Annotated in this window: 9 protein-coding genes and 1 pseudogene; 6 read left to right on the top strand and 4 right to left on the bottom strand. The window is 67.5% G+C overall.

Annotated elements, in window-relative coordinates:
* Positions 1–10: 10 nt before the first annotated feature.
* The 6 genes from ACQEVS_RS15220 (at position 11) to ACQEVS_RS15195 (ending at position 11,577) form a co-directional block, all read left to right on the top strand.
* A complete protein-coding gene (locus tag ACQEVS_RS15220) occupies positions 11–979 on the top strand; it encodes a hypothetical protein (RefSeq protein ID WP_433020643.1) in 969 nt (322 codons plus the stop codon).
* Between the two features lie 141 nt (positions 980–1,120).
* Entirely contained in the window at positions 1,121–2,026 is a 906-nt protein-coding gene (locus ACQEVS_RS15215) for a DUF1396 domain-containing protein (RefSeq protein ID WP_433020641.1), read from the top strand.
* Positions 2,027–2,328: 302 nt separating this feature from the next.
* Positions 2,329–2,859, top strand: coding sequence for a 50S ribosomal protein L10 (gene rplJ / locus ACQEVS_RS15210; RefSeq protein WP_185943931.1), 531 nt, complete (start codon positions 2,329–2,331; stop codon positions 2,857–2,859).
* A 107-nt stretch (positions 2,860–2,966) separates the two neighbouring features.
* Positions 2,967–3,353, top strand: a complete 387-nt coding sequence (gene rplL, locus ACQEVS_RS15205; RefSeq protein ID WP_433020638.1) for a 50S ribosomal protein L7/L12 — start codon at positions 2,967–2,969, stop codon at positions 3,351–3,353.
* Positions 3,354–4,071: 718 nt separating this feature from the next.
* The gene (rpoB, locus tag ACQEVS_RS15200) at positions 4,072–7,554 is read left to right on the top strand and encodes a DNA-directed RNA polymerase subunit beta (RefSeq protein ID WP_433020636.1); all 3,483 of its coding nucleotides are present in this window, start codon (positions 4,072–4,074) and stop codon (positions 7,552–7,554) included.
* Between the two features lie 123 nt (positions 7,555–7,677).
* Positions 7,678–11,577, top strand: a complete 3,900-nt coding sequence (locus ACQEVS_RS15195; protein WP_433020634.1) for a DNA-directed RNA polymerase subunit beta' — start codon at positions 7,678–7,680, stop codon at positions 11,575–11,577.
* 262 nt (positions 11,578–11,839) lie between these two features.
* On the opposite strand, the gene ACQEVS_RS15190 is transcribed toward ACQEVS_RS15195, so the two are convergent.
* The 4 genes and pseudogenes from ACQEVS_RS15190 to ACQEVS_RS15175 form a co-directional block, all read right to left on the bottom strand.
* Complete coding sequence (locus ACQEVS_RS15190) at positions 11,840–12,097, bottom strand: hypothetical protein (RefSeq protein WP_433020632.1); 258 nt, start codon at positions 12,095–12,097, stop codon at positions 11,840–11,842.
* The gene (locus ACQEVS_RS15185; protein ID WP_433020629.1) at positions 12,094–12,318 is read right to left on the bottom strand and encodes a hypothetical protein; all 225 of its coding nucleotides are present in this window, start codon (positions 12,316–12,318) and stop codon (positions 12,094–12,096) included. The genes ACQEVS_RS15190 and ACQEVS_RS15185 overlap by 4 nt, the downstream gene beginning before the upstream one ends.
* Positions 12,315–12,617: a peptidoglycan-binding protein gene (locus ACQEVS_RS15180; protein WP_433027557.1), complete on the bottom strand. Its 303-nt coding sequence runs from the start codon at positions 12,615–12,617 to the stop codon at positions 12,315–12,317. The genes ACQEVS_RS15185 and ACQEVS_RS15180 overlap by 4 nt, the downstream gene beginning before the upstream one ends.
* Positions 12,597–13,148, bottom strand: a pseudogene (locus ACQEVS_RS15175) (GH25 family lysozyme); the annotation flags it as partial. The pseudogene ACQEVS_RS15175 and the gene ACQEVS_RS15180, both read right to left, overlap by 21 nt.
* Between the last annotated feature and the right edge of the window lie 18 nt (positions 13,149–13,166).

The following is a 13,166-nucleotide window of genomic DNA, read 5'->3' as shown; positions in this document are numbered from 1 at the left end:
GGTGGGGGATATGTCCAAGTCCACGATCCGTCGCGTCGGCATCTCGCTTTCCGCCGCCGCGATTCTCGTCGGTGCCGTCGCGTGTGACTCCGATGACAAGAAGGACGACAAGAGCGCGCCGCAGAGCCAGTCGAAGAGCGAGCCGAAGAACGACGGCCGGAGCCCCGTCGAGGCCCTGCAGGCGGCGTTCAAGAAGACCAGCGCGGCGAAGTCGGCCAAGGTCCACATGACCATGGAAATGCCGACGGCGGCGATGAAGGACGCGCCTTCCGGGCCGATGGTGATCGACGGCGTCACGGGCTGGAACCCCACGGTGGCCGATATGACCGTGAGCGGTGCGGCGATGGAGGGCAAGGACGGCCCGGGCGCCACCCGCATGGTCATGGTGAACAACGTGATGTACATGCAGATGCCGGCCAAGTCCATGGAATCCGCCCCCGCCGAAATGCGCGGCAAGAAGTGGATGAAGATCGACTTGGCCGCGGCCGCCAAGGAGTCCGGCAACCCCGCCCTGCAGAAGCAGCTCACGGGGAACATGGACAACATGAACCAGGACCCGTCCAAGCAGATGGCCGTCCTGCTCGACTCGCCCAACCTCAAGAACCTCGGCTCGGAGAAGGTCAACGGCGTCGACGCCCGGCACTACAAGGGCACGCTGACCGTCGAGGAGATGATGAAGGGCAACGAGTCCACCAAGCTCCTGGACCCCAAGGACCGCCAGCAGATGCTCGACGGCATCAAGAAGGCCGGCATCAAGGGCTACGACCTGGAGTTCTGGCTCAACGACCAGGACCTGCCGGTCCGGATGCTCATGGGCATGGACAGCGCGCAGGGCAAGATGAAGATCACCGCGGACTACAAGGACTACGGCGCCAAGGCCGACGTCCAGGCGCCGCCCGCCGGTGAGACCCTCGACCTCATGGAGATGATGAAGGGCCTGAAGGACGGCTCCGCCGCCGGCCCGGGCGCCGGTGCGTAATACCGGCTGATTCTCCCCGCAGGGCATTTCGACGGCCCCCGTTCCCCACCCCGGGAACGGGGGCCGTCAATCGTGTGTCGCCTTCGCTCCGCCAAAGGGTATTGTCACCGGAGTTCGCAAAGTTTTGCGAAAGAAATCGCCATGCCCACTGGGGAAAAGATCATGAAGAACATCCACCGGAAGGCCGCCGGAGCCCTGCTCGCCGGTGCCCTGCTGTGCGGTACGGCCGCCTGCTCCTCGGATTCCTCCGACGACGCGAAGAAGAGCTCCGAGGCGGCCGGGAAGTCCGCGCAGAAGCCGGTGGACGCCTCGTTCGCGGCGGCCGTGGAACGGGCCACGAAGAAGAACGAGACGATCACGTCGCTGCGGTACTCGATGAGCGGCGACATGCCCGAGAACGGGCACATCGAGGCCACGGCGTCGATGAACATGAAGCCCCTGGCCATGCAGATGAGGATGAAGGCCAAGGGATCTTCCCCGGACGAGAGCGGGGAAATGGAACTCCGCCTCGTCGACGGCGCCATTTACCTCAGCGCCAAGGGGCAGCAGAGCGGCGGCAAGAGCTGGATCAAGCTCCCGAACGTGGGTGCCGGCAAGGGCCCCGGCGGCGCGGACAACCCGTTCGGGATGGGCGGCCAGGCCCGGCAGAACCCCATGGAGGACTCCGCCTCCATGAACGCGTCGAAGGACCTCACGAAGGTCGGCGAGGAGACCGTCGACGGGGTGCGGACGACCCACTACAAGGGCACCGTCACCATCGCCCAGATGCGCGAGAAACTGGCGCAGAAGGACGCGGCCGCCAGGGAGCGCCAGGAGGCCAAGCTCAAGGGCTTCGAGAAGCTCGGCGTCGACAAGTTCGCGATGGACATGTGGATCGACGGCCAGGACCACACCAAGCAGTTCCGCATGCGGTCCGCCACGGGGAAGGGTCCGCTGGACCTGACCATCAAGTTCCTCGACTACAACAAGCCGGTCGAGGTCGAGGCGCCGCCGGCCGGTGACGTCATGGACCCGATGGCGGACGCCAAGAAGGAGCCCGCGGCCTGATCTCCGCGGCCGGACCGGGGACCGCCGCCGACGCGATTTGCTTGACGGCGGCCCGGTCACGTACTCTCAACCAGAAGCCAAAGACCGCTGGTCGTTGCTGCGCCTCCATCCGGAGGTGTGGTGGCCGAAGGATCCGCTAGCTGCGGGCGACCTGCGCAGGTGACTGTGGTTGAACTCCCGTGTGGACTTCTTGTTCATGTGGTCGAGTCACGCCCCGAGCGCCCGCGCCGGGGCGTTTCGTTTTGCCCAGGTCCCTTCTCGCGTCTATGCGGTCCTATTCACCCGGAAGGAGGCCGAGGCTCATGGCGAGGCCCGACAAGTCCGCCGCGGTTGCCGAGCTGACGGACAAGTTCCGCAGCTCCAACGCCGCCGTGCTGACCGAGTACCGCGGTCTCACCGTGGCGCAGCTCAAGACGCTGCGCCGTTCGCTCGGTGAGAACGCGCAGTACGCCGTGGTGAAGAACACGCTGACCAAGATCGCGGCTGGTGAGGCCGGGATCACGCTGGAGGACCAGCTCTTCGCTGGCCCGACGGCCGTCGCCTTCATCACCGGTGACCCGGTGGCGTCGGCGAAGGGTCTGCGTGACTTCGCCAAGGACAACCCGAATCTCATCATCAAGGGCGGTGTCCTTGACGGCAAGGCGCTGTCCGCCGATGAGATCAAGAAGCTTGCGGACCTCGAGTCCCGCGAGGTTCTGCTCAGCAAGCTGGCCGGTGCCATGAAGGGCAAGCAGTCGCAGGCTGCCTCGCTCTTCCAGGCGCTGCCGACGAAGTTCGTCCGCACCGCGGACGCGCTGCGCGCCAAGCTCGCCGAGCAGGGCGGTGCCGAGTAATTCGGCTCGCGCATTGACCGGCGCCACCCGGCACCGGTCGCAGCGGGCCGTACGCCCGCCGACATGTACATCCCGGCACCTGCCGATTTAGTGGAAGGACCGCCATCATGGCGAAGCTGTCCCAGGACGAGCTGCTCGCGCAGTTCGAGGAGATGACCCTCATCGAGCTCGCCGGCTTCGTTGCCGCGTTCGAGGAGAAGTTCGACGTCACCGCCGCCGCCGCCGCGCCGGTCATGGTCGCCGGTGTCGCTGGTGGCGCCGCCGCCGAGGCCGTCGAGGAGAAGGACGAGTTCGACGTCATCCTCACCGGCGCCGGCGACAAGAAGATCCAGGTCATCAAGGTCGTGCGTGAGCTGACCTCCCTCGGCCTGAAGGAGGCCAAGGACCTCGTCGACGGCACCCCGAAGCCCGTCCTCGAGAAGGTCGCCAAGGACGCCGCCGAGAAGGCCGCCGAGGCCCTCAAGGGCGCCGGCGCCTCCGTCGAGGTCAAGTGACCTCACGGGGTCCTCTGGACTCCCCTCTGACGTACGTCTGACGTACCTCTCGACGCCAAGGGCGATCACCCATGCGGGTGGTCGCCCTTCGGCGTACCCGGGAGGGCTGCAGCGCCGGGTCCCGGAGACGAGTATGGTGATCTTTGTTGCCCCGGAGCAGTGGCCCGACCTTGGCTGTTACGGGCCGGTCAGGGCCGCTCGGCAGCCGGAGGGCCTTGACGAACGGGACGCCGCGCGCAATTCTCGGGACGCGGTGACTTTCGGAACTCCGCCGGTCCGGCGGCCGCTTGGGGCCGGTTCGGACCGAAGTTCCATTCGAGGCACCGTCCGAGGCATGGAACGCCGGCGGAGAGGGAAGTATCGTCCTGCGCTTCCGGGCGCGGCCGGCGGGTGGAGCCCCCGGCGCACCGGGCGCGTCGGGCAGGCTCGGACAGGGCTCAGGCGGGCCCAAGACAGGCTCGGACAGGCAAGGACAACAGGATCCCGGAGGGAGAGATTGGTATCGCACCGGTCTCGCGACATCCGCTCTGGACATCAGTGGGCCAAGTGGCTACACTGACCCTTTGCGCTGCCTGTTAGCTGCTCCCTGCCCGTCACCAGGGGCATGCCCACTGCCGAGCATCCTCGATGAATCCCCTCTGACCTGGGGTTCTCTGTCGAAGCACGGGGTGGGACCGGTACGCGCGTAGTGAGTCCGAGCCCTCGGAAGGACCCCCTCTTGGCCGCCTCGCGCAACGCCTCGACCGCCAATACGAACAACGGCGCCAGCACTGCCCCGCTGCGCATCTCATTTGCGAAGATCAAGGAGCCTCTCGAGGTTCCGAACCTCCTTGCGCTGCAGACCGAGAGCTTCGACTGGCTGCTCGGCAACGCCGCCTGGAAGGCTCGCGTCGAGGCTGCGCTGGAGTCTGGTCAGGACGTCCCCACCAAGTCCGGTCTGGAGGAGATCTTCGAGGAGATCTCCCCGATCGAGGACTTCTCCGGGTCGATGTCGCTGACGTTCCGTGACCACCGTTTCGAGCCTCCGAAGAACTCGATCGACGAGTGCAAGGAGCGCGACTTCACGTACGCGGCCCCGCTCTTCGTCACCGCCGAGTTCACCAACAACGAGACCGGCGAGATCAAGTCCCAGACGGTCTTCATGGGCGACTTCCCGCTCATGACGCCCAAGGGCACCTTCTGCATCAACGGCACCGAGCGTGTCGTCGTCTCGCAGCTGGTCCGTTCGCCCGGTGTCTACTTCGACTCCGCCATCGACAAGACGTCCGACAAGGACATCTTCACCGCCAAGATCATCCCGTCCCGGGGTGCCTGGCTGGAGATGGAGGTCGACAAGCGCGACATGGTCGGCGTCCGCATCGACCGCAAGCGCAAGCAGTCCGTCACCGTGCTGCTCAAGGCTCTCGGCTGGACGACCGAGCAGATCCTCGAGGAGTTCGGCGAGTACGAGTCCATGCGCGCCACCCTGGAGAAGGACCACACCCAGGGCCAGGACGACGCGCTGCTCGACATCTACCGCAAGCTGCGTCCGGGCGAGCCGCCCACGCGTGAGGCCGCGCAGACGCTGCTCGAGAACCTCTACTTCAACCCGAAGCGCTACGACCTGGCCAAGGTCGGCCGCTACAAGGTCAACAAGAAGCTGGGCGCCGACGCCCCGCTCGACGCCGGTGTGCTCACCGTCGACGACGTCATCGCGACGATCAAGTACCTGGTGAAGCTGCACGCCGGCGAGCAGGAGACGCTCGGCGAGAACGGCACCTCGATCGTCGTCGAGACCGATGACATCGACCACTTCGGCAACCGTCGTCTGCGCAACGTCGGCGAGCTCATCCAGAACCAGGTCCGCACGGGTCTGGCTCGTATGGAGCGCGTCGTCCGCGAGCGGATGACCACCCAGGACGTCGAGGCGATCACGCCGCAGACCCTGATCAACATCCGGCCGGTCGTCGCCTCCATCAAGGAGTTCTTCGGCACCAGCCAGCTGTCCCAGTTCATGGACCAGACCAACCCGCTGTCGGGTCTGACCCACAAGCGCCGTCTGTCGGCGCTGGGTCCGGGCGGTCTCTCCCGTGAGCGGGCCGGCTTCGAGGTCCGAGACGTCCACCCGTCGCACTACGGCCGCATGTGCCCGATCGAGACCCCCGAAGGCCCGAACATCGGTCTGATCGGCTCGCTCGCGTCCTACGGCCGCGTCAACGCGTTCGGTTTCGTCGAGACCCCGTACCGCAAGGTCGTCAACGGCGTCGTCACCGACGACGTCGACTACCTGACCGCCGACGAAGAGGACCGCTTCGTCATCGCCCAGGCGAACGCGCCCCTCACCGAGGACATGCGCTACGCCGAGGCCCGCGTCCTGGTCCGCCGCCGTGGCGGCGAGATCGACTACATCGCCGGCGACGACGTCGACTACATGGACGTCTCCCCGCGCCAGATGGTGTCGGTCGCGACCGCGATGATCCCGTTCCTCGAGCACGACGACGCCAACCGCGCGCTCATGGGATCGAACATGATGCGCCAGGCCGTTCCGCTGATCAAGGCGGAGGCGCCGCTGGTCGGCACCGGCATGGAGTACCGCTGCGCGGTCGACGCCGGTGACGTCATCAAGGCCGAGAAGGACGGCGTGGTCCAGGAGATCTCCGCGGACTACGTCACGGTCGCCAACGACGACGGCACGTACAACACGTACCGCGTCGCGAAGTTCTCCCGCTCGAACCAGGGCACGTCCTTCAACCAGAAGGTCGTCGTCGACGAGGGCGCCCGCGTCGTCGCCGGCCAGGTGCTCGCCGACGGTCCGTCCACCGAGAACGGTGAGATGGCGCTCGGCAAGAACCTGCTCGTCGCGTTCATGCCGTGGGAGGGTCACAACTACGAGGACGCGATCATCCTGTCGCAGCGCCTCGTGCAGGACGACGTCCTCTCCTCGATCCACATCGAGGAGCACGAGGTCGACGCCCGTGACACCAAGCTCGGCCCGGAGGAGATCACCCGGGACATCCCGAACGTCTCCGAGGAGGTCCTCTCCGACCTCGACGAGCGCGGCATCATCCGGATCGGTGCCGAGGTCATCGGCGGCGACATCCTCGTCGGCAAGGTCACCCCGAAGGGTGAGACCGAGCTGACCCCCGAGGAGCGCCTGCTCCGCGCGATCTTCGGTGAGAAGGCGCGCGAGGTCCGTGACACCTCGCTGAAGGTCCCGCACGGCGAGATCGGCAAGGTCATCGGCGTCCGCGTCTTCGACCGCGAGGAGGGCGACGAGCTTCCTCCGGGCGTGAACCAGCTGGTCCGCGTCTACGTCGCCCAGAAGCGCAAGATCACCGACGGTGACAAGCTCGCCGGCCGTCACGGCAACAAGGGCGTCATCTCCAAGATCCTGCCGGTCGAGGACATGCCGTTCCTTGAGGACGGCACCCCGGTCGACATCATCCTCAACCCGCTGGGTGTCCCGTCCCGAATGAACCCGGGACAGGTCCTCGAGATCCACCTCGGCTGGCTCGCCAGCCAGGGCTGGAACGTCGAGGGCAGCGAGGAGTGGATGGAGCGCCTCAAGGCCATCGGCGCCGACGAGGTCGCCCCGGGCACCAACGTCGCGACCCCGGTCTTCGACGGTGCCCGCGAGGACGAGCTGGCCGGTCTGTTCGAGCACACCGTGCCCAACCGCGACGGCGAGCGCATGGTGCTCCCGTCCGGCAAGGCCCGGCTGTTCGACGGCCGCTCCGGCGAGCCGTTCCCGGACCCGATCTCGGTCGGGTACATGTACATCCTCAAGCTCCACCACCTGGTCGACGACAAGCTGCACGCCCGTTCGACCGGTCCGTACTCCATGATCACCCAGCAGCCGCTGGGTGGTAAGGCTCAGTTCGGTGGCCAGCGCTTCGGTGAGATGGAGGTGTGGGCGCTGGAGGCTTATGGCGCCGCGTACGCCCTCCAGGAGCTGCTGACCATCAAGTCCGACGACGTCACCGGCCGCGTGAAGGTCTACGAGGCGATCGTCAAGGGCGAGAACATCCCCGAGCCCGGCATCCCCGAGTCCTTCAAGGTGCTCATCAAGGAGATGCAGTCCCTCTGCCTCAACGTGGAGGTGCTGTCCTCGGACGGCATGTCCATCGAGATGCGGGACACCGACGAGGACGTCTTCCGCGCGGCGGAGGAGCTCGGTATCGACCTGTCCCGGCGCGAGCCGAGCAGCGTCGAAGAGGTCTGACGGGTCTGACCGGGGCCTCCCTGTGAGGCCCCGGTCGTCCCTGGACCCCCAGACCACTGATGTAGAGCCCACACCTCGCTAGTGCGAGAGGGCACGAACCCTGAAAGAGGGATTGACGACAAAGTGCTCGACGTCAACTTCTTCGACGAGCTGCGGATCGGCCTGGCGACCGCGGACGACATCCGAACCTGGTCCCACGGCGAGGTCAAGAAGCCGGAGACCATCAACTACCGCACCCTGAAGCCGGAAAAGGACGGGCTCTTCTGCGAGAAGATCTTCGGCCCCACCCGGGACTGGGAGTGCTACTGCGGCAAGTACAAGCGTGTCCGCTTCAAGGGCATCATCTGTGAGCGCTGTGGCGTCGAGGTCACCCGCGCCAAGGTGCGCCGTGAGCGGATGGGCCACATCGAGCTCGCCGCCCCCGTCACCCACATCTGGTACTTCAAGGGCGTTCCGTCGCGGCTGGGCTACCTGCTCGACCTCGCCCCGAAGGACCTCGAGAAGGTCATCTACTTCGCCGCCTACATGATCACGTGGGTGGACGAGGAGCGCCGGACGCGCGACCTGCCCTCGCTGGAGGCCCACGTCTCCGTCGAGCGCCAGCAGATCGAGCAGCGCCGCGACGCCGACCTGGAGGCCCGCGCCAAGAAGCTCGAGTCCGACCTGGCCGAGCTGGAGGCCGAGGGCGCCAAGGCCGACGTGCGCCGCAAGGTGCGCGAGGGTGCCGAGCGTGAGATGAAGCAGCTGCGCGACCGTGCGCAGCGCGAGATCGACCGTCTCGACGAGGTCTGGAACCGCTTCAAGAACCTCAAGGTCCAGGACCTCGAGGGCGACGAGCTGCTCTACCGCGAGCTGCGCGACCGCTTCGGCACCTACTTCTCGGGTGCGATGGGCGCCGCCGCGCTGCAGAAGCGCCTGGAGTCCTTCGACCTCGACGAGGAGGCCGAGCGCCTCCGCGAGATCATCCGTACCGGCAAGGGCCAGAAGAAGACCCGTGCGCTCAAGCGCCTCAAGGTCGTCTCCGCGTTCCTGCAGACCCGCAACAGCCCCAGCGGCATGGTGCTGGACTGCATCCCGGTGATCCCGCCGGACCTGCGTCCGATGGTGCAGCTGGACGGTGGCCGCTTCGCGACCTCCGACCTGAACGACCTGTACCGCCGCGTCATCAACCGCAACAACCGCCTCAAGCGACTCCTTGACCTCGGTGCCCCCGAGATCATCGTGAACAACGAGAAGCGCATGCTTCAGGAGGCCGTCGACGCGCTCTTCGACAACGGCCGTCGTGGTCGCCCGGTCACGGGCCCCGGCAACCGTCCGCTGAAGTCGCTGTCCGACATGCTCAAGGGCAAGCAGGGTCGCTTCCGTCAGAACCTGCTCGGCAAGCGAGTCGACTACTCGGCGCGTTCCGTCATCGTCGTCGGCCCGCAGCTGAAGCTGCACCAGTGTGGTCTGCCCAAGGCCATGGCGCTGGAGCTCTTCAAGCCGTTCGTGATGAAGCGCCTGGTCGACCTGAACCACGCGCAGAACATCAAGAGCGCGAAGCGCATGGTCGAGCGCGGCCGCACGGTCGTGTACGACGTCCTCGAAGAGGTCATCGCGGAGCACCCGGTTCTGCTGAACCGTGCGCCCACCCTGCACCGACTCGGCATCCAGGCCTTCGAGCCGCAGCTGGTCGAGGGCAAGGCCATCCAGATCCACCCGCTCGTCTGCACCGCGTTCAACGCGGACTTCGACGGTGACCAGATGGCCGTCCACCTGCCGCTCTCCGCGGAGGCGCAGGCCGAGGCCCGCATCCTGATGCTGTCCTCGAACAACATCCTCAAGCCGGCCGACGGCCGTCCGGTCACCATGCCGACGCAGGACATGGTGCTCGGTCTGTTCTTCCTCACCACCGACGAGGAGGAGCGCGAGGTCATCGGCGAGGGCCGCTCGTTCGCGTCCGTCGCCGAGGCGATCATGGCGTTCGACGCCCGGGAGCTCTCGCTCCAGGCGAAGGTCGACATCCGCTTCCCGATCGGCACCGTCCCGCCGCGTGGCTGGACCCCGCCGGTGGCGGAGGAGGGCGAGCCGGAGTGGCAGCAGGGGGACTCGTTCCGTCTGCGCACCACGCTGGGCCGCGCGCTCTTCAACGAGCTGCTGCCCGAGGACTACCCGTTCGTCGACTACTCGGTGGGCAAGAAGCAGCTCTCCGAGATCGTCAACGACCTGGCCGAGCGCTACCCCAAGGTCATCGTGGCGGCGACGCTCGACAACCTGAAGGCGGCTGGCTTCCACTGGGCGACCCGTTCCGGCGTCACCGTGGCCATCTCCGACGTCGTCGTGCCTGAGGCGAAGAAGGAGATCGTCGCGGGCTACGAGGCCCAGGACGAGAAGGTCCAGAAGCAGTACGAGCGCGGTCTGATCACCAAGGACGAGCGCACGCAGGAGCTCATCGCGATCTGGACCAAGGCGACCAACGAGGTCGCCGAGGCGATGAACGCGAACTTCCCCAAGACGAACCCCATCTTCATGATGGTTGACTCGGGTGCCCGAGGAAACATGATGCAGATGCGGCAGATCGCCGGTATGCGTGGTCTGGTGTCGAACGCGAAGAACGAGACCATCCCGCGACCCATTAAGGCGTCGTTCCGTGAGGGTCTCTCCGTGCTGGAGTACTTCATCTCCACCCACGGTGCCCGTAAGGGTCTCGCGGACACCGCCCTCCGTACCGCCGACTCGGGTTACCTGACCCGTCGTCTCGTGGACGTCTCCCAGGACGTGATCATCCGCGAGGAGGACTGTGGCACCGACCGCGGCCTCAAGCTGACGATCGCGACCAAGGACGCCAACGGCGTGCTGCGCAAGGCCGACGACGTCGAGACCTCGGTGTACGCCCGCATGCTGGCCGAGGACGTCGTCGTCGACGGCAAGGTCATCGCGCCGGCCAACGTCGACCTCGGTGACGTGCTCATCGACCAGCTCGTCGCCCACGGCGTCGAGACGGTCAAGACCCGCTCGGTCCTCACCTGTGAGTCCGCGGTCGGCACCTGTGCCTACTGCTACGGCCGCTCGCTGGCGACCGGCAAGCTGGTGGACATCGGCGAGGCGGCGGGCATCATCGCCGCCCAGTCGATCGGTGAGCCCGGTACCCAGCTGACGATGCGTACCTTCCACACCGGTGGTGTGGCCGGTGACGACATCACCCAGGGTCTGCCCCGTGTCGTCGAGCTCTTCGAGGCCCGTACGCCGAAGGGTGTCGCCCCGATCTCCGAGGCCGCCGGCCGCGTCCGGATCGAGGAGACCGAGAAGACCAAGAAGATCGTCGTCACCCCGGACGACGGCTCCGACGAGACCGCCTACGCGATCTCGAAGCGTGCCCGTCTGCTGGTGGGCGAGGGCGACCACGTCGAGGTGGGCCAGAAGCTCACCGTGGGTGCCACCAACCCGCACGACGTGCTGCGCATTCTCGGCCAGCGTGCCGTCCAGGTCCACCTGGTCGGCGAGGTCCAGAAGGTCTACAACTCGCAGGGTGTGTCGATCCACGACAAGCACATCGAGATCATCATCCGGCAGATGCTGCGCCGCGTGACGATCATCGAGTCCGGCGACGCGGAGCTGCTGCCGGGCGAGCTCGTGGAGCGCTCGCGCTTCGAGGCGGAGAACCGTCGCGTGGTCCAGGAAGGCGGCCACCCGGCCTCCGGCCGTCCGCAGCTGATGGGTATCACCAAGGCCTCGCTGGCCACGGAGTCCTGGCTGTCGGCCGCCTCCTTCCAGGAGACGACCCGAGTGCTGACGGACGCGGCGATCAACGCCAAGTCCGACTCGCTCATCGGCCTCAAGGAGAACGTGATCATCGGTAAGCTCATCCCGGCCGGTACGGGTCTGTCCCGCTACCGGAACATCCGGGTCGAGCCGACCGAGGAGGCGAAGGCCGCCATGTACTCGGCCGTCGGGTACGACGACATCGACTACTCGCCCTTCGGGACGGGGTCGGGTCAGGCGGTTCCGCTGGAGGACTACGACTACGGGCCGTACAACCAGTAAGCGGTTCGCGGTTCGCGAGGCGGTCGCCCTTTGGGCGGCCGCCTCGCGGCGTTTGGGGGTGCCCCGGTCCCTCCCTTTCACCGTTTCTTGCGGGGGGCAGGCCCCCGCACCCCCGAAGCGCCCTGCGGGCGCTGTCCTCAAACGCCGGACGGGCTGAATACAGCCCGTCCGGCGTTTGAGGACAACCGCGCGGAGCGCGGTTTCGGGGTCTGGGGCGCAGCCCCAGGAATCGGCGAAGGGGCGGGGCTGGGGCACCCTCCCCTTATCGACCCACAAGCTCCAGCGCGGCGACGACGGCCCCTGCCACCCCCACCAGAGCCGCCACACTGGCGAGCGGCCAGCGCGCCCGCTCCAACGCATCGAGCCGCGCCTCATGATCGGCAAGCAGCCGATCCGTCTGGTCGTTCCGCTGGACGACGAGGGCGAGAGCGCCGTCGACGCGGGCGAAGCCGGCCTCCATCGTGCCGCGGAGGCGTTCGAGCTCCAGGGCGACGTCGGTGTGGGGGGTGGGTGGGATCATGAGCCGCCCCGGTCGTCCGTGCGCAGCCAGCGCGGGAGGAGGGCCTGGACGGCGGGCAGGGCCATGACCCGGGCCAGGCCGCCGGCCACGGCGAGCGCGCCGGCGACCCAGGGGAGGGTGGACGGGACCCCGGACGCGTCGGCGATCGCGGGGAGGGCGACGGCGAAGGCCACCGCCGTCTGGACGAGGGTGCGCAGGGTGCGCTTCGTGGAGTCGGTCATGCGCGCGGCACCTTCAGCGCGTCCCAACTCGCTTGCCCCGGCCAGCCGTCGGCGTCGTCGCCGGAGTAGCCGAGCTTGCGCTGCCAGCGGGCGTACGAGCGCCGGTCGGACTCCGTCCAGCGGGGGCCGGGGCCCTCGGCGTACGCCGAGCAGCCTTCCTCGACGAGGCGGCGGCCCATGGCGGTGACGACGGGGGAGTTCGGGCCGGAGCGGAAGAAGTCGGCGCCGGGGAACGGTTCGTAGGCCGGCTGCCGGTCCGGGGACGGCGTCGTGCCACCGCCCGCCGCCCACGCCCGCATCTCGTCGCGCGAGGCGAAGCGGGCCACGTTGCTGTCCACCGGGTCGTCCGTGAACTGGTGGATCAGCCAGTCCGCCCGTATGCCGGGCGCCCCGGCCCCCGTCCCGTAGGCGGCGATCCACAGTCCGTCCCCGGCGTACCCGCTGCTGTCGCGGTTCAGCCAGAAGTCGCGGTTGCAGTAGAGGATCACCCGGTGGCCGGGGCGCAGGGCCTTCACCTTGCGGAGGAAGGCGTCCTTCTCCGCGCAGGTCGCGACGCCGCCGTCGGTCGTCTCCCAGTCGACGGCGAGGATGTCGCCCTCGGCGGAGTCGCAGCGTTCGACGAAGTACGCGGCCTGCTCGTCCAGGTTCCCCGGGTGGAGGAAGTGGTAGAAGCCGACGACGAGCCCGGCCCGGCGGGCCCGGGCGGCCTGGTCGCGCATGCGCGGGTTGACGTACGAGCGGCCCTCGGTCGCCTTGATCAGGACGAAGTCAAGGTCGGAGGTGGAGTAGGCGGACGACTGGTAGGACGAGATGTCGATGCCGCGGATCATGCTGCTCATGAGGTTGGT

The sequence above is a fragment of the Streptomyces sp. CA-181903 genome (genome assembly GCF_050937075.1).
Lineage (GTDB): Bacteria > Actinomycetota > Actinomycetes > Streptomycetales > Streptomycetaceae > Streptomyces.
The sequence above is the reverse complement of the archived record's forward strand: the minus strand, read 5'-3'. Positions and strand labels throughout refer to the sequence as shown.